Below are 15,943 nucleotides of genomic sequence, written 5' to 3'. Positions count from 1 at the left end.
TTAGTCCTTGCTCTCTGGGCTGTTACTGGAATCGGTACCGCCCAGAAAAGCGGGCAGCTTTTGCTTGAGTTCGAGAAATTTCTGCACCTGCGCGCCCAGCTTCATCAGCTTTTGCAAGGTTTCGACGTCCAGGCGCTGAATATCGCTAAACCAGCTGGTGGTCAAATCGATCAGATCGTGCATTTGCGCCATCCGCGCTTGGGCGTGTTTGTCGGCGTCGTTGCTAGGCGTTTCGAGCAATGCGCCGCGCAGCATGGTCAGCGTCGGGTCGACTTCGCGTTTTTTGCGCTCTTCGGCCAGCGTTTGAAAAATCACCCACACATCGTCGGGCGTTGAATAGTATTCGCGCCGATCACCCGGCAGGTGCTGCAGTTTCACTAGTCGCCACGACACCAGCTCTTTCAGTCCCATCGAGATATTCGAGCGCGAAAAGCCCAGTGCTTCGGCCATTTCATCGGCGTTCAGCGGCTTTTCGCTGACAAACAGCAGCGCATACATCTGGCCAACGGTGCGGTTAATGCCCCAATGGCTGCCCATTTCGCCAAAGTGCAGCACAAAAGATTGAATCAGTGGTGTGAGGTTCATGGAGGTTTTGAATTTTCAGTAATTTATGAAATTTGATATGGATCATATTCTTACTACTGATGGCCCGCAATGGGCAGGGCTGATTGTATTTGGCTATGTGCTCGATAGAGAAAACCTAAATCGTTGACTATGTCCTGTGTCATATTCAAGACAGGTATCGGCGCGGGCTTTGGGCTACAATGCGCGCCAGCAATGGTGAGGTAGCGCGAAAGTATGACTTTCGGCACCTTTAAACGGGAAACAGGTGAAAAACCTGTACTGCCCCTGCAACGGTAAGTCAGTCAAGATCATTCCTGCGTGTATTAGGCGCAGCCACTGTTTCGGCCTATTTAAGGCGGTGAGATGGGAAGGCGAATGATCGGCCAAATTAGCACCACTTAGCGGTGCCGCTTTGGCCACTGATCAGTCCGGATACCGGCCTTGCTCGTCAGCGCCTGCCTATGGGTGCGTGGCGGATTCCTGCGGCAGGGTGACCGTGGCGACAGATCCGGTGGCCGCACGGCCTGCCTGCTGTTTCCTTTTTCATCGAGTCTCCTGCCGTTTTATTGATGCAATACACTGAGGGTGTATTGCCGGAGGCTCTAATGAATACGCGTTTTTCCAAGCTATACCTGCTCTGTTTGTCGGCTCTTTCGGCCATGGCGCATGCCGAAATCACTCAGCTCGACGAAATTGTTGTCACCGCAGCCCGCATTGCGCAGCCCGCCCGTGAAGTCGTGGGCGATGTCACTGTGATCGAGCGTGCGCAGATTGAAACCCAAGCCAGCGCCAGCCTGCCCGAATTGCTGGCCAGACAGCCCGGTTTGCAAATGATGAGTAACGGCGGCGCGGGCAAAAATATGGCCGTGTTTATCCGGGGTGCCAACTCCAGCCAGACCGTGGTGCTGATCGACGGCGTGCGCTATGGCTCGGCTACTTCGGGCGGCGCTGCACTGCAGCATATTCCGCTGGCACAAGTAGACCGGATCGAGATTCTGCGCGGCCCGGCGGCCAGCTTGTACGGTGCTGACGCCATCGGCGGCGTGATCCAGATTTTCACCAAGCGCGGCGGCAAAGGCTTTACGCCGAGTATTGCCGTGGGCTATGGCACGCAAAACAGCGTTGAAGCCAGCGCCAGCCTCTCTGGCGGCAACGAGCAAACGCGCTTCTCAATTGGTTTGGCACACAGCAAAACCGACGGCGAGAGCGCGCTGGTCTTGCCCAAATACCAGAAATTCAATGCCGACGACGACGGCTATGAAAATAACAGCCTGTCATTGAGCGCCAGCCATCAGCTCAATGCCGCCCATGCCTTTGGCGCCAGCCTGCTGTACGCCAAAGTGGCCAATCAGTACGACAACACCTCAACCAGCAAATATTACAATTACCGCGATCACGGCACCAATCTGGCCGCCAGCGTCTGGAGCGAGCATCAGTTGACCGACGCCTGGCAGAGCAAACTGCTGGCCGGTAGCAGTATCGACGACAGCTACAGCTATCAGCCGCCTAGCGCTTGGGCGCAGGAAGAGAGCCGCTTTAAAACGCGGCAAACCCAGTTTTCATGGCAGAACAATCTGCAGGCTGGCCCCGGCGTGCTGACGCTGGCGCTGGAAACGCTGGCGCAAGATGTCTCGGGCACGACCAAATATGACGTGACGCAGCGCCGCATCAATAGTGTGCTGGGCGGCTATCTGGCCAATCTGGGCGCGGTAACGCTGCAAGCCAATATGCGCAGCGATGACAATTCGCAATTCGGTCGCCAGACCACCGGCACGCTGGGCGCGTCATGGCAGGTGAATCACGGCCTGCAGCTGGGCGGCAGCTACGGCACGGGCTATCAGGCACCGACTTTTAATCAGCTGTACTACCCCGGCTGGAGCAATCCGTATCTGAAGCCGCAGGAATCGGCTGGTGGCGAATTGTTTGCCCGTTACCAGACCAACAACCTGCAGCTGGGCGCCACGCTGTATCGCAATCAGGTGAAAAATTTCATCCTGAACCAGAAAAACGCGGTTTCAAACGTTGATAAGGTCAAGCTCTCCGGCCTGACGCTGACGGCCGACTGGGCCAGCAACGGTCTTGAGGCAGGCTTGAGCTTTGACTATCTGGATGCGCTGGATCAGAAAGCCGATCGCCAGCTTGAGCTGCGTGCGCGTCAGAGTGGCCTGATTTACGCGGGCTTCAGCCAGTCGGCGTGGCGGGTGCGCGCCGAGGTTCAGCTGCAAGGCCAGCGTTATGACGATGTGTACGGCGTGGGTCGTGTCACTTTGGGCGGCTATGCGCTGACCAATCTGCTGGCCGAATACCAGCTCAGCAAAGACTGGACTGTTGCTGCACGGGTCAACAATGTCTTTGATAAAGCGTACACGCAGGTGCACGACTATGGCACTTTGGGCGTGAACGGCATGCTCAATGTACGCTGGTCGCCCAAGTAAACCATGCTGCTGCACTCGCCACTGATACTGCTGCTGGCGCTGGCCTTCGGGTTGGCGCTGGAGTGGTGCGTCGGCGAGCCGCGCCGTTTTCACCCACTGGTGGGTTTTGGCCGGTGGGCAAAATGGCTGGAACAGCGCCTAAATCCTCCCTGCCGATACAATACGGTGACGGGTATTGCCATGGGGGCTCTGTCTGTACTGCTCTTGCTGGCAATACCCTGTGGTTTGTATTGGGGTATCCATGCTCTGTACTTGCAGTATGTTCAGCCGCATTTACTCGGCAGCGAGACTGCTACCTTGAGCGCCAATTTAATCAGTCTCGTGCTGCTCAATGGCGCGGCGCTGTGGTTTGCGCTGGGGGCCAATAGCCTGCTGGTGCATGTGCGCGCGATTGCGACGCCACTGCTCGCCAATGATTTACCCGCTGCGCGCATCGCGCTGAGCATGATTGTGAGCCGCGATTGCAGCCAGCTCAGTGACACCGAGATCGCCAAAGGCGCGATCGAGTCCAATCTGGAAAACGGCGCGGATGCGATTTTTTCCACCTTATTCTGGTTTGTGCTGCTCGGCGGTGTGGGCGCAATTTTGCATCGACTGGCCAATACTCTCGACGCCATGTGGGGTTATCGCACGCCACGCTTGAATTGTTTTGGCCGCTGCGCCGCGCGGCTTGATGATGTGCTCAATTTTATTCCGGCGCGATTAACCGCTTTGTCCTACACCGTGCTAGGCCAGACTCGCACGGCATGGCAATGCTGGTGCAGTCAGGCGCCACGCTGGGATAGCCCGAATGCCGGGCCAGTGATGGCCGCCGGGGCGGGCGCATTAGGCATTACGCTGGGTGGCAATGCCATGTATCACGGGCAGATTGAGCAACGCACCGCGCTGGGCGCCGGGCCTGCACCGCAAGCAGCCGATATTGCCCGTAGCATCGTGCTGGTGAAAAAAACGCTGGCCTTGTGGCTGCTATCTTGCGTAGCCTTGCTGCTCATCGCCCATGCGATCAGCTGATGGAAAGGGAAATTCATGCATAGCGCACCACGACACGGCGGCAATTTACGCACTTTGATGGCCAATTTTGGCGGCACACTGGCCGACTGGATCGACTGCTCGACCGGCATCGCGCCATATAGCTACCCGCTGCCCAGCATGCCCGTTGAAGTGGCGCAGCGCCTGCCACACCCGAGCGCCGAGTTTGAAGACGTCGTCGCCAGCTATTACGGTAGCAGCGCATTTTTGCCGGTCGCTGGCTCGCAAGCGGCGATTGCTTCATTACCGATGTTGCGCCGCGCAGGCAAAGTCGGCGTGCTGCGCACCTCATACGCCGAGCACGCCTGGCGCTGGCAATTGGCCGGGCATACGGTGATCACGCTCAACCCGGATGAAATTGCATACGCCGCGCAGCATCTGGATGTGCTGGTGCTGGTGAATCCGAATAATCCCGATGGCCTGATCTGGTCACGCGAGACTTTATTGGCCTTGCACCAAACCTTGGCCGCGCGCGGTGGCTGGTTGATGATCGACGAAGCCTTTATCGATGCAATTGATGGCTCAGGAGCGAACAGCTTGTGCGCAGATGCTGAGCGGGAGGGGCTGATTGTGCTGCGCTCGGTGGGCAAATTTTTTGGCCTCGCTGGGGTGCGGCTTGGCTTTGTCTTTGCGCAAGCCGCGCTGCGTGAACGATTGGCGCAGCAGATCGGGCCGTGGAATGTCAGCGGCCCGGCGCTGTGGGCGGGGCAATTGGCGTTGGCCGAGCGCTGCTGGCAAGCGGCGCAACGCGAGCGTCTGGCCGCCGATGGCACCTGGCTGGCCGCTTTGCTCACCGATGTCGGCTTGCCGCCACGCGGTAGCCATCCGTTGATGCAGTTTTGCCCAGTGAAAAATATCGATCAATGGGGGTATGCGCTGGCGTGCAATAGAATATATGCCCGCCCATTCAATACCCTTGATATTGGTATTGATGCCATTCGCTTTGGCGCGCTTGCAGTTGAGCAACGCACGACGTTTGAACAACGCCTGCGCTTTGCCGCCAGGCAGGTCGCCTAAATCACAAGGAAGTGTCAATGAAAGGCCCGCAACGTATTGCCTGTTTGAGTAGTGAAACCGTCGAAGTGCTGTATGCGTTGGGGCAGCAGCATCGCATCGCTGGCATCACCGCCTTTGCGCGCCATCCGGTGGGCGTGACCAAAAATCACCCGATTATTTGCGGCTTTTCAAGCGCCAAAGCCGAGAAAATCTTCGCCGTTGAGCCCGATCTGATTCTGGCGTATTCAAGCTTGCAGGGCGAGATGGTCAAAGAGTGCATTCTGGCCGGTTTTGAGGTGTATTTTTTCAATCAGAAATCCATCGCTGGCATTTTCAATATGATCAGCACGCTGGGCTTGCTTCTTGATTGCAGCGAGCGCGCGCAAGCTTTGATCGCCGAGCTGCAAAGCCAGCTCGACGCAGTGCGCGAGATTGCCGCAACATTCACGCACCGCCCCAAAGTGTATTTCGAAGAATGGCATACGCCGCTGTATACCGGCATCCGCTGGGTCTCCGAACTGATTGCCATTGCGGGCGGGATTAATGTCTTTGATGATATTTCACACGCACCGCGTGCCAAAGATCGCACTGTGACGCCTGAACAAGTAATCGCCGCCGCGCCGGAGCTGATTCTGGGTAGCTGGTGCGGGCAGAAGTTTGACACGCAAGCCGTGCTGCAACGCGAAGGCTGGCAAGCTATTCCCGCCATCGCGCAGCGCCAGGTTTTTGAAATCGCCAGCGAAGATCTGCTGGTGCCCGGCATCACCGCGATTACGCGGGGGCTGCCGCTGATCCAGTCATTTATCCAAACGTATAACCGGAATGTAATGCTATGAGCCAAGAAACCACCCGCAACGAACGCCATGCCGCGCGCATGGCACGCAAAAAAGCCATTATCGACGCCCATATCGCCGAGGCCAATATCGACACCGGCATTATGATTTTGCTCACCGGCAATGGCAAGGGTAAATCATCGTCGGCCTTTGGCATGGTCGCGCGCAGCATTGGCCACGGCATGAAAGTGGGCGTCGTGCAATTTATCAAAAACCGCACCGACACCGGCGAAGAAGCCTTGCTGGGCAAGTACTGCGACTGGCATGTAATGGGCGACGGGTTTACGTGGGAAACGCAAAACTTTGAAGCCGACAAAGCCAAATCGGAACAAGCCTGGGCGCTGGCTGCCAGCATGCTCAATGATCCTTCCTACGACGTGGTCGTACTCGACGAGCTGACCTATTGCCTGTCCTACGGCTATCTGGACAAAGCCACCATCGTGCGCGATCTAGAATCGCGCCCCGAAATGCAACACGTCGTCGTCACCGGCCGCGCGGCAGTAAGCGAATTGCGCGAGATTGCCGACACGATTACCGAATTGAACGACGAAAAGCACGCTTACAAGTCTGGCATTCGTGCTCAAAAAGGTTTGGAGTGGTGAGAATACACTTCAATTCGAAGTGCGCTGGCTGATTTGGGGCTTCCTCTCCCGTGTAGCGAAAACCGCAGCAAGGAGAGAGACAAACAGTTTCATCGTTTGGCTCGCGACGCGGCAAGGGCAGCGCGGAGCGCTTTTCGCCCGGGTCGCCTTTCTTTGCTTCCTTTCTTTGGCGAAGCAAAGAAAGGAAGTCCACGTCGCGGATTGCGACTGAAAATAGCTGTGCCAAAGGCACTTAAATAGCCGCAAAGGTCGTGGGCGAATTCGCTGGATGTGCAGATCGTTACGCAACACGGTGTGGCGGTGAAGTTTCGCGGGTATTATGTGATCCACGATTAACATAAAAGTGATGAGAAATGAGCAAACTAAATCCGAAGTTTGAATTCAAATTTGAACCAGAAAATAATCACCAAAGAATTGCGGTATTGATTGATGCCGATAATGCGCAAGCCAAATTGGTTAGGCCAATTTTGGCTGAAATTGGTAAATTTGGTGTTGCTACTGTAAAGCGAATTTACGGAGACTTTACAAAACCGAATTTGAACTCTTGGAAAACTGTTCTCTTGGAACATTCGATTTTACCTATGCAGCAATATGCATACACAACAGGTAAAAATGCCACTGATAGTGCATTAATTATTGACGCCATGGATCTGCTGCATACAGGGCGATTTGATGCGTTTTGTCTTGTTTCTAGTGATAGTGATTTTACAAGGCTAGCGGCAAGAATTCGTGAGTCAGGTCTGACAGTATATGGAATTGGACGTGCAACAACTCCGACACCATTCAAGGCAGCATGCGACAAGTTTATTGAGACTGATTACTTAGCTGCGGATACAGATGCTGAGGTTGATTTGTCTAAAGACGTTAAGGCTGTAGATAAGCCACCATTAAAGAAAGAGCAAGTTAATGTTAAAGAAGAAATAGTTCCTGCTCTGCCGGTTCCTGTCCAAATAAATCCAGATATTGTTGCTTTGCTTAAATCTGCAGTCGATGAAATTTCAGATGATCAAGGGTTTACACGTGTGTCCGATATTGGTTCATATCTAACACGCCAGCAACCTGATTTTGATTCACGTAAATATGGACATAAAAAACTAAGTGATTTAATTAAAGCTCATGCAAGTAAATTTTTAATTGAAGAGCGTGAGATTAGAGTTGGAAGCCCAAAAGTCTTATACGTAAAAAATAAAGGAAAGTAATTGGCAACGGTACTTCTTATCGCCGCCCCTTCATCGGGCTCGGGCAAAACTACCATCACCGCCGGTCTGGCGTGGCTCTATCGCCGCCAAGGCAAGCGCGTCAAAGTGTTTAAATGCGGGCCGGATTTTCTGGACCCGCTATTGCTGGGTTTTGCCAGCGGTTCGCCCGTTGATAACCTCGATTTATGGTTGGTCGGCGAGGATTTGTGTCGCCAGATGCTGGCGCAAGCGGCGCGCGATTACGATGTGGTCTTGATCGAATCGGTGATGGGCTTGTTTGATGGCGAACCAAGCACGGCTGATCTGGCGGTGAAGTTTGGCCTGCCGGTGCTGGCGGTGATCGACGCGGGCGCAATGGCGCAGACCTTTGGCGCGCTGGCGTTTGGCCTAGCGCATTACCGCGCCGATTTGCCGTTTTATGGCGTGCTGGCCAATAAAGTGGCGGGTGAACGCCATGCGCAGATGCTGCAAGAGTCAATACAGCCCCAGAGCAAGGAACGCGAGGCCGCGTTGCGAGCCGTTTGCGGGCAAGAAAAATCCGCAGCGAAAAGCGAGATAGTACAAGACGTACAGCGAGGTTTGAGCGAGGATTTGACGTCGCCAGCGAATGGTGCAGTAGCGGGATCGCGTTCCATTTGGATGGGTTGGGTCGGGAGAGTCGAACCGCTACCCGAGCGCCACCTTGGCTTGGCGCTGCCCGAAGAAATCCCTGATTTGGCGGCCAAGCTTGATGCAATTGCCGACGCACTGGCGAGCCAGCCGATTGCTAACTTAAGCAAAACGATAGCACTTGCCGTGCCTGCGCAAACCGAAATCAAGCCCCTGCTGGCAGGCAAGCGCATTGCCATCGCATGCGACGCGGCGTTTTGCTTTATTTACCCGGCCAATTTACGTTGCCTTGAATTGCTCGGTGCTGAGCTGGTTTTCTTCTCGCCAGTGGCGCACGAAGCCTTGCCCGAGTGCGACGCGATTTACTTGCCTGGTGGCTACCCTGAGTTGTATGCCGATACGCTCGCTGCATACCCGAGTATTCGCGCCGACTTGGCCGCGCATCTGGCTGCGAGCAAGCCAATCTGGGCTGAATGCGGCGGGATGCTGGCACTGGGCGAGTCGCTGACTTTGGTCGATGGCAGTGTCAAACCGATGTGGGGCTTGCTGCCCGCGCGCGCCACCATGCAAGCGCGCTTGGCCGCGCTGGGCTCGCAAAGCATGAACTTCGGATCAGGCTGCGACGGTGAGATTCGCGGCCATACCTTCCATTATTCGACCTTAGCCACTGAAATAAATCCTGTGGGGTATGGCTCGCCATGCCGCTTGGGGTCTAGTGGTGAAGCACTATACAAGTATGGGTATATTCGGGCTTCGTATATCCACGCTTGGTTTATGAGTAATCCGGTGGCGACTGCCGCCCTGTTTGGAGTTGCTGTATGAAGTTGTCCCATATTTTTGCTGCTGGTGTACTGCTGGCCAGCGCCGCCGCGCAGGCCACGATCACCGTCAAAGACGACGTTGGCAACACGATCACCTTGGCGCAGCCCGCCAAGCGCATCATTAGCTTGGCGCCGCATGTGACCGAAGATCTATTCGCCATTGGTGCGGGCAAGCTGATTGTCGGCGCGGTGAACTACAGCGATTACCCGCCCGAGGCGAATAAAATCGAGCGCATCGGCGGCTACAACGGTTTTGATCTGGAGCGCATCCGTGCGCTCAAGCCCGACTTGATTATCGGCTGGGCTACGGGCAACCCCGAGCGCCAGCTTGATCAGATCAAGGGTTTGGGCTTTCCGGTGTTTCTGACTTTTTCCAAAAAAATGGCCGATGTGCCAACCGTGCTGGAGCGCATGGGCGAGATGACCGCGCTGCAGCTGAGCGCCAATAAAGCGGCCATGCGCTATCGCGAGCAATTGGCGCAACTGGAAAAAAACTACGCCGGACGCAAGCCGGTGCGCGTGTTCTACCAGATCTGGGATAGACCGCTGATGACGATTAATAACACGCAAATCATCTCGGACGTGATGCGCATTTGCGGCGGTGTGAACGTGTTTGGCACGCAAAGCGATTTGACGCCCAAAGTCGATGTGGAGGCCGTATTGGCCGCCAACCCCGATGTGATCATGACCAGCGGCGAGCCCGGCATGAAAACCGATTGGCTGGCTCCGTGGAAGAAATGGAAAAACCTCAAAGCCGCGCAGAAAAACCAGTTTTATATTCTGCCGAAAGACAGCGTGAATCGCATGGGGCCACGTTTGGTTGACGGTGGCAAAGCGATGTGCGAAGCGCTGGACAAGGCGCGGCAATGAGCGCAGCGAATTCATCAGTAGTCAGCTCCGCCCGATTAACGCCCGGCAAAGTGGCTGCCACCATGGGCGTACTTGCGCTCTTGCTGCTGCTCGCGGTGGCCGCCAGCCTGTGTTTTGGCTCGACCAATTATCGCCCGTGGCAACTCTGGGGTAGCGCCGATGAAGCCGCGCTGGCGCGCGATGTGGTGCTTGAGCTGCGCCTGCCGCGCACATTCGCGGCGATTGCCGTCGGCGGCTTGCTCGCGCTGGCGGGTACGCTACAACAAGTGCTGTTGCGCAACCCGCTGGCCGACCCCTACATCCTGGGTACTTCCGGCGGCGCCAGTGTGGGTGCGCTGTTGGCGCTATTACTGGGGGTGGGTACTTTGGGTGTCAATCTGGCGGCGGGCAGTGGTGCGCTGATCAGTATCATCATCGTATTTCTGCTGGCAGGCAGCGATCACTCCAGTACGCAAACTCGTTTGCTGCTGACTGGCGTGGCGCTGGCGGCATTTTGCGGCGCGCTGTCGTCTTTGCTGCTGAGCATGGCGCCTGATGGCTTGCTGCGTGGCATGATTTTCTGGCTGATGGGCGATCTGGCGGGCGCGCACTGGCACAGTGCTTTGGCCCTGCTGGCGATATTGCTGTTATTGCTTTGGCCCTTGGCGCGGGAGCTTAACATCATGGGTATGAGCTCGGAGGCTGCGTATTCATTAGGCTTAAACCATCATACCCTGCGCTGGATTTTATATTTTGCCGCCGCGCTGGCGTGTGCGCTGGCGGTGACGACCGCTGGCATGATCGGCTTTGTTGGCCTGATTGTGCCGCACGCGCTGCGGCTGATGATCGGGCAGGATTTGCGTTTGCTCTTGCCTGCGGCGGCATTGGCGGGCGGCATTGTGCTGCTGCTGGCCGATATTCTGGCGCGCACACTGATTGCGCCGCAGCAATTGCCAGTTGGTGTCGTGATGGCGCTGCTCGGCGTGCCGGTGTTTCTATATTTACTGTCGCACCGAGGTCGCCGATGAGTTTAATGCAAGTACAAAATCTCAGCCTTCAGCAGGGCGAGCGGCTGTTAATCGACGATTTAAGCTTTGAGATCAACTCGGGCGAGGCGTGGATTGTGCTTGGCGAAAACGGCTGCGGCAAAAGCACGCTGCTTGCAGCCTTGGCTGGCTGGTTTAAGCCGCTGCACGGACAAATACTGCTCAACGGCCAACCCTTGACTGAAGTTGCGCCTGCGCAGCGCGCCAAGTCTGTGGCGTGGCAAACGCAGCACGACGAATGCCCGTTTCCGCTGACCGTACTGGAAAAAACACTCACCGGCCGCCACCCGCACCTGAGCCGCTGGCAATGGGAAAGCGCTGCCGATCTGGCGCTGGCGCGCGAGCAATTGACGCTGCTCGATTTGTGCGGCTTTGACGAGCGCGATCTGGCCAGCCTATCCGGTGGTGAACGCCGCCGTGTCGCGCTGGCCACCGCGCTGACGCAACAAGCGCCGCTGATGCTGCTCGACGAGCCGCTATCGCAGCTCGACCTGCGCCATCAGCAACAAGCCTTGCAAGTGCTGCGCGAAGAGTGCGCCGCTGGCCGCAGTATCGTGATGGTCAGCCACGACCCCAACCACGCCACCCAATTCGCGACGCACGCCTTGCTGCTATTTGGTAATGGACAATGGCAGGCAGGGGTATTGGCTGATGTGCTAAATACAGATTGTCTTAGCAGGCTATACCATCATCCTGTATCTGCAATTGAGCAGGATGGGAAGTGTTGGTTTGTCCCAGTGGGGTGATGGCCAAAAATGTAGGGTGTATTCGACGTGAAGCAGCAATGTGCCTATCTTGGTCTCTACTCAACGTTTGGAGCAGGCCCCTGCGGTAGCTAGCACACCGAGCGCTCAGTTGGTCAAAATAAAAGGCCTTTTGGTATTAAGGCGTTGTATTTCATGGATGGTAATTATGCTGTAGGCTTACGTTTTTTGCTAAAGGAAACTCAGTGGAAATAACACAGTTTACTGCAACTCTTTTTTATTCGGATTCGCCCAAAGTAACAACTCAGGCGCTTATTGAGGCTTGGGGGCTTGAAGGTTACACCTGTGAATTGAGCGAAGAATTTGATCCTCGGCTCGATTTTTTTCGAGGCTTCCGAGGTGGCACCTTTGTTCATTTGCAAAAGCCGAGTCCCATCCAGATCGACGAATTGCCCGATCACTACCCAGAAAATGCACAGACAGATATTGATTTTGACAAAACTTATCTAATCAATCCCAGGGCAGCGCTTGAGGGTTTTCAAGGCTCGCTTTTTCAGTCCGAGCTGTTATTTCGTGTTGTCAAAGATGAAGATCAGCCGCGGGTTGCTCACAATGAATGGGCAGCTGTTTTATTAGGTATTTTCCAGGTGTGCCCGATTAACGCAGTGTGGGCGCACCAAACTGGTGTTCTGATTGGTCGGGAAGATTTGGCAGAATATACCAGCTATGCCAACACCCAATCTGAAGAAGGTGGGCAGTTTGCTCCTTCTCTTGCATTCGGCGTTTTTTGCATTCGAGATGGCAATCTGATCAAAGCGTGGTCTACGGGGCTGGAGCACTTCAGTCACCAGAATCTGTATGTTGAAAACAGCCTGATTACTCCGCAGGAAGCTTGTCAGATTGTGTTTAATGTGGGGTACTCGATTACCGCCAACTGGCGCTTTGAAGTGGGTCAAACCGCCGAAGCTGGTGGTTTTTTTTGCAAAATACAGGCTGCAGAGCTATTTGATGAGGCTGTTCTGCAATTTGTTCCGGTTTAGATCGTCATCGAATGGTAAGGCTATTTCTGTAAGGTTGTGGCATATTTACTGTGCAAGTGCAGCATGTATTGATAAGATGAATTTCAACTTGCATGTCGCATCGCTGACATGGGTCTGAGATTTTCCATTCTTTCCAATCCTGAGGGGCGACAAGATGTCTGAAAAACTGGATTCCGTACTGATCGATGAAACCAAAGATGCACTGAAAGAAACCGCACAGCTGATCGAGGCGGCGGCCAATGCGCAGGGTGAAGAGGCCAAGGTGCTGTATGCCAAAATCGCTGATCGCCTGCGTGGTGCCAAGCACCGTTTGCTCGAGCTTGAAGGCAATGCGCTGGAGAAAGCCAAAGTGGCGGCCAAACAAACCGATGAATATGTGCATAATCATCCGTGGCAGGCGGTCGGAATTGGTGCGGCGGTGGGCTTGCTGGTGGGCTTTCTGGTGGCGCGCCGCTAATGGCTTTGGCTCATTCTTTGCGTGAAGCGGTGGGTGGCTTGATTGCCGCCCGCTTTGCTTTGATCGGCCTGGAGTTGCGCGACGAGGTGGATCGCGCTGCGCTGCTGGCTGGTCTGGCGATAACGGTAGCTTTTGCTGTGCTGATGGCGATGAGCTTTCTGAGTCTGTCGCTGCTATTCGGTTTTTGGGCGTACCGCATCTGGGTGTGTTTGCTGGTGGCGCTGATGTTTGCACTGGTGGGCTGGCTGGCTTGGCGCAAGGCGCGCCAGTTGCTGGAAATGGCCAGTGACCCGTTTGCGCTGACCGCAGCAGAGTTTGCACAGGATAAGCAATTGCTGGAGCTGGCGCTGGCCAAACTCAAATCATCTGGAGCCCCTGATGCTGATTAATCATTCGCGCGAGCAGAAAAAGCTGCATCTGCTGTATCGCTCGCAGCTGCACCGCATGCAGCTAGAAACTGCCTTGCGCGAATCGACACAGCCGCAGGCTGGCGGTGTGTTTGCCCGCTGGCGCTCGGTGTCCACGCTGCTGGCGGTGCTGTCCCATTTATCGCCAACGCTATCGCGGGCGGTCAAAAGCCTGAAGCTGCTTGGGGTCATTATTTCGGTTGCCAGATTGTTGCGCGGCAAATAGCGCAGCAAGAAATCACTGCAAATCCCCGGTTCGGCAGCGCCGAACTGGTCGCGGATGCGTATAATCATGCGACCTAGGGAGTGATTGCTGCATGTACAAGTATCTGGAAGATTTTGTCGGAAATACCCCGCTGGTCAAGCTCAAGCGCTTGCCCGGCCATACCTCGAATACCATTTTGCTCAAGCTTGAAGGCAATAATCCGGCCGGTTCGGTGAAAGATCGTCCCGCATTGTCGATGATTACGCATGCCGAGCGTCGCGGCACCATCAAGCCTGGTGATACGCTGATTGAAGCCACCAGCGGCAATACCGGCATTGCGCTAGCGATGGCTGCGGCCATGATGGGCTACCGCATGGTGCTGTTGCTCCCCAAAAACTCCAGCATCGAGCGCATTCAGACGATGAAAGCCTACGGCGCGCAGGTGATCCTGACCGAGGGGATGGAACAAGCCCGTGACCAGGCCGAAGCGATGGCCAAGGCCGGGCAGGGGCTGATTCTGGACCAGTTTGCCAACCCCGATAATCCGCTGGCGCATTATGAAACCACCGGCCCGGAAATCTGGCGCGATACTGCGGGAACGATTACGCATTTTGTCTCCAGCATGGGCACCACTGGCACGATCATGGGTACGCGCCGCTATCTGAAAGAGCAAAATCCGGCCATTCAGATCGTCGGCGTTCAGCCCGGCGATGGCGCGCAAATTCCGGGTATCCGCAAATGGCCAGCCGAGTATGTGCCCAAAATTTGCGATTTCTCGCTGATTGATCAGGTGCTGGAAGTGGGGCAGGCCGAGGCTGAAGACATGACCCGCCGTCTGGCGCGCGAGGAAGGTATTTTTGCCGGTATTTCATCGGGTGGCGCATTGGCTGCCGCGCTGCACTTATCCAGCACGCTGGAAAACGCGGTGATTGTCAGTATTGTCTGCGATCGGGGCGATCGCTACCTGTCTACCGGGGTGTTTCCCGCATGAGCCCGGCCGCCATTGAATTGCTTGGCCTGCTGGCCGGCACCTTGACGACGATTTCATTTGTGCCGCAAGTCTGGCAGGTGTGGAAAAGCAAATCGGCCAAGGATATTTCGCTGGGCATGTATGCGATATTTGTCGCCGGTGTTGCCATGTGGCTGGGGTATGGGCTGCTAGTCGGCTCTGCACCTGTGTATCTGGCCAATACCGTCACTTTGATTCTGGCCGGTGCGGTGCTAGTGATGAAAGTGATTTTTGATCGCCGCGAGCGGCGTAAACCTGCGCAGGATAAGCAATGACGCCCGTTGACCTGCATTGTCATTCCAATATTTCCGATGGTCTGTTGCCGCCCGACGAAGTCGTTCGCAAGGCGCACGCGCGCGGCTGCCAGCTGTTTGCGCTAACCGATCACGACGACACGCGCGGGCTGGCGTTGGCCAAAGCGACCGCCGACGAGCTGGGCATGGCCTTCATCAATGGCGTTGAAATCTCGGTCAGCTGGGGCAAGCATACATTGCACGTCGTCGGGCTGGGTTTTGACGCCGAAAATCCGGCGCTGCTTGAAGGTTTGGCCTACGTCAGATCAGGCCGAATTGAGCGCGCCGAACGCATGGCGGCGGCGCTGGAAAAACTCGGCATTGAAGGTATTCTGGAAGGCGCACGTCGCCACGCGGACAACCCAGAAATGATCAGCCGCTCGCACTTTGCGCGCTTTCTGATCGAAACGGGCCGCTGCAAAGATATGAAATCGGTGTTCAAAAAATTCATGGTGCGCGGCAAGCCCGGCTTTGTCGAGCACGAATGGGCGCGCTTGCACGATGCGATAGCCTGGATCCGCGGCGCAGGCGGCGTGGCCGTGCTCGCGCATCCGGGGCGTTACGATATGGGCAACGAAACCATGCGCGTGCTGCTGACCGAATTCAAACGCCTTGGCGGTGAAGCGATCGAAGTCGTATCCGGCAGCCACGGCCATGCTGATGTCGGGCGATTTAATCATCTAGCCAAAGAGTTCGGTTATCTGTGTTCGAGCGGCAGCGATTACCACGCCACCGGCGAGGGCGCGCGCGAACCGGGCTTGAATGCCGATTTGCCAATCGGTTGTGAGCCGGTCTGGACGCGCTGGGCGCCCGATTTGAAACCGATTACTGCCGCTACTTAAATC

Annotated in this window: 18 protein-coding genes and 1 riboswitch; of the genes, 17 read left to right on the top strand and 1 reads right to left on the bottom strand. The window is 55.8% G+C overall.

The features are described from left to right. Window positions 1-585, bottom strand: a complete 585-nt coding sequence (locus ABHF33_RS00575) for a GbsR/MarR family transcriptional regulator (RefSeq protein WP_157314699.1) — start codon at window positions 583-585, stop codon at window positions 1-3. Window positions 586-760: 175 nt separating this feature from the next. Beyond that, window positions 761-1,022: riboswitch (cobalamin riboswitch) on the top strand. A gap of 147 nt (window positions 1,023-1,169) precedes the next feature. Here ABHF33_RS00575 and ABHF33_RS00570 point away from each other — a divergent pair. From ABHF33_RS00570 to ABHF33_RS00490, 17 genes are all read left to right on the top strand, one after another. Then, the gene (locus ABHF33_RS00570; protein ID WP_348945142.1) at window positions 1,170-2,999 is read left to right on the top strand and encodes a TonB-dependent receptor domain-containing protein; all 1,830 of its coding nucleotides are present in this window, start codon (window positions 1,170-1,172) and stop codon (window positions 2,997-2,999) included. Between the two features lie 3 nt (window positions 3,000-3,002). Further along, complete coding sequence (gene cbiB, locus ABHF33_RS00565) at window positions 3,003-4,010, top strand: adenosylcobinamide-phosphate synthase CbiB (protein WP_348945141.1); 1,008 nt, start codon at window positions 3,003-3,005, stop codon at window positions 4,008-4,010. 15 nt (window positions 4,011-4,025) lie between these two features. Further along, a complete protein-coding gene (cobD, locus tag ABHF33_RS00560; protein ID WP_348945140.1) occupies window positions 4,026-5,045 on the top strand; it encodes a threonine-phosphate decarboxylase CobD in 1,020 nt (339 codons plus the stop codon). Window positions 5,046-5,062: 17 nt separating this feature from the next. Further along, complete coding sequence (locus ABHF33_RS00555) at window positions 5,063-5,860, top strand: ABC transporter substrate-binding protein (RefSeq protein ID WP_348945139.1); 798 nt, start codon at window positions 5,063-5,065, stop codon at window positions 5,858-5,860. Continuing rightward, window positions 5,857-6,459, top strand: coding sequence for a cob(I)yrinic acid a,c-diamide adenosyltransferase (cobO, locus tag ABHF33_RS00550; RefSeq protein ID WP_348945138.1), 603 nt, complete (start codon window positions 5,857-5,859; stop codon window positions 6,457-6,459). Before ABHF33_RS00555 ends, cobO begins: the two co-directional genes overlap by 4 nt. Before the next feature lie 353 nt (window positions 6,460-6,812). Further along, window positions 6,813-7,658: an NYN domain-containing protein gene (locus ABHF33_RS00545; RefSeq protein ID WP_348945137.1), complete on the top strand. Its 846-nt coding sequence runs from the start codon at window positions 6,813-6,815 to the stop codon at window positions 7,656-7,658. After that, a complete protein-coding gene (locus tag ABHF33_RS00540) occupies window positions 7,659-9,089 on the top strand; it encodes a cobyrinate a,c-diamide synthase (RefSeq protein WP_348945136.1) in 1,431 nt (476 codons plus the stop codon). It abuts the gene before it with no gap. Beyond that, a complete protein-coding gene (locus ABHF33_RS00535) occupies window positions 9,086-9,958 on the top strand; it encodes a cobalamin-binding protein (RefSeq protein WP_348945135.1) in 873 nt (290 codons plus the stop codon). The genes ABHF33_RS00540 and ABHF33_RS00535 overlap by 4 nt, the downstream gene beginning before the upstream one ends. Next, window positions 9,955-10,965: a FecCD family ABC transporter permease gene (locus ABHF33_RS00530; RefSeq protein ID WP_348945134.1), complete on the top strand. Its 1,011-nt coding sequence runs from the start codon at window positions 9,955-9,957 to the stop codon at window positions 10,963-10,965. The genes ABHF33_RS00535 and ABHF33_RS00530 overlap by 4 nt, the downstream gene beginning before the upstream one ends. After that, entirely contained in the window at window positions 10,962-11,729 is a 768-nt protein-coding gene (locus ABHF33_RS00525) for an ABC transporter ATP-binding protein (protein WP_348945133.1), read from the top strand. Before ABHF33_RS00530 ends, ABHF33_RS00525 begins: the two co-directional genes overlap by 4 nt. A 203-nt stretch (window positions 11,730-11,932) precedes the next feature. Next, the gene (locus ABHF33_RS00520; protein ID WP_348945132.1) at window positions 11,933-12,727 is read left to right on the top strand and encodes a hypothetical protein; all 795 of its coding nucleotides are present in this window, start codon (window positions 11,933-11,935) and stop codon (window positions 12,725-12,727) included. Between the two features lie 154 nt (window positions 12,728-12,881). Further along, window positions 12,882-13,184 carry a DUF883 family protein gene (locus ABHF33_RS00515; RefSeq protein ID WP_157314711.1) on the top strand — a complete coding sequence of 101 codons (303 nt, stop codon included), beginning with the start codon at window positions 12,882-12,884 and terminating at the stop codon, window positions 13,182-13,184. After that, window positions 13,184-13,573: a phage holin family protein gene (locus tag ABHF33_RS00510; RefSeq protein ID WP_348945131.1), complete on the top strand. Its 390-nt coding sequence runs from the start codon at window positions 13,184-13,186 to the stop codon at window positions 13,571-13,573. The genes ABHF33_RS00515 and ABHF33_RS00510 overlap by 1 nt, the downstream gene beginning before the upstream one ends. Beyond that, a complete protein-coding gene (locus tag ABHF33_RS00505) occupies window positions 13,563-13,817 on the top strand; it encodes a hypothetical protein (RefSeq protein WP_348945130.1) in 255 nt (84 codons plus the stop codon). The genes ABHF33_RS00510 and ABHF33_RS00505 overlap by 11 nt, the downstream gene beginning before the upstream one ends. A gap of 91 nt (window positions 13,818-13,908) precedes the next feature. Next, the gene (gene cysM / locus ABHF33_RS00500) at window positions 13,909-14,787 is read left to right on the top strand and encodes a cysteine synthase CysM (protein ID WP_348945129.1); all 879 of its coding nucleotides are present in this window, start codon (window positions 13,909-13,911) and stop codon (window positions 14,785-14,787) included. After that, window positions 14,784-15,080, top strand: a complete 297-nt coding sequence (locus tag ABHF33_RS00495; RefSeq protein ID WP_348945128.1) for a SemiSWEET transporter — start codon at window positions 14,784-14,786, stop codon at window positions 15,078-15,080. Before cysM ends, ABHF33_RS00495 begins: the two co-directional genes overlap by 4 nt. Then, a complete protein-coding gene (locus ABHF33_RS00490) occupies window positions 15,077-15,940 on the top strand; it encodes a 3',5'-nucleoside bisphosphate phosphatase (RefSeq protein WP_348945127.1) in 864 nt (287 codons plus the stop codon). Before ABHF33_RS00495 ends, ABHF33_RS00490 begins: the two co-directional genes overlap by 4 nt. Window positions 15,941-15,943: the final 3 nt, after the last annotated feature.

The organism is Chitinibacter sp. FCG-7 (genome assembly GCF_040047665.1).
Lineage (GTDB): Bacteria > Pseudomonadota > Gammaproteobacteria > Burkholderiales > Chitinibacteraceae > Chitinibacter > Chitinibacter mangrovi.
This window is presented reverse-complemented; position numbering and strand designations above follow the sequence as displayed.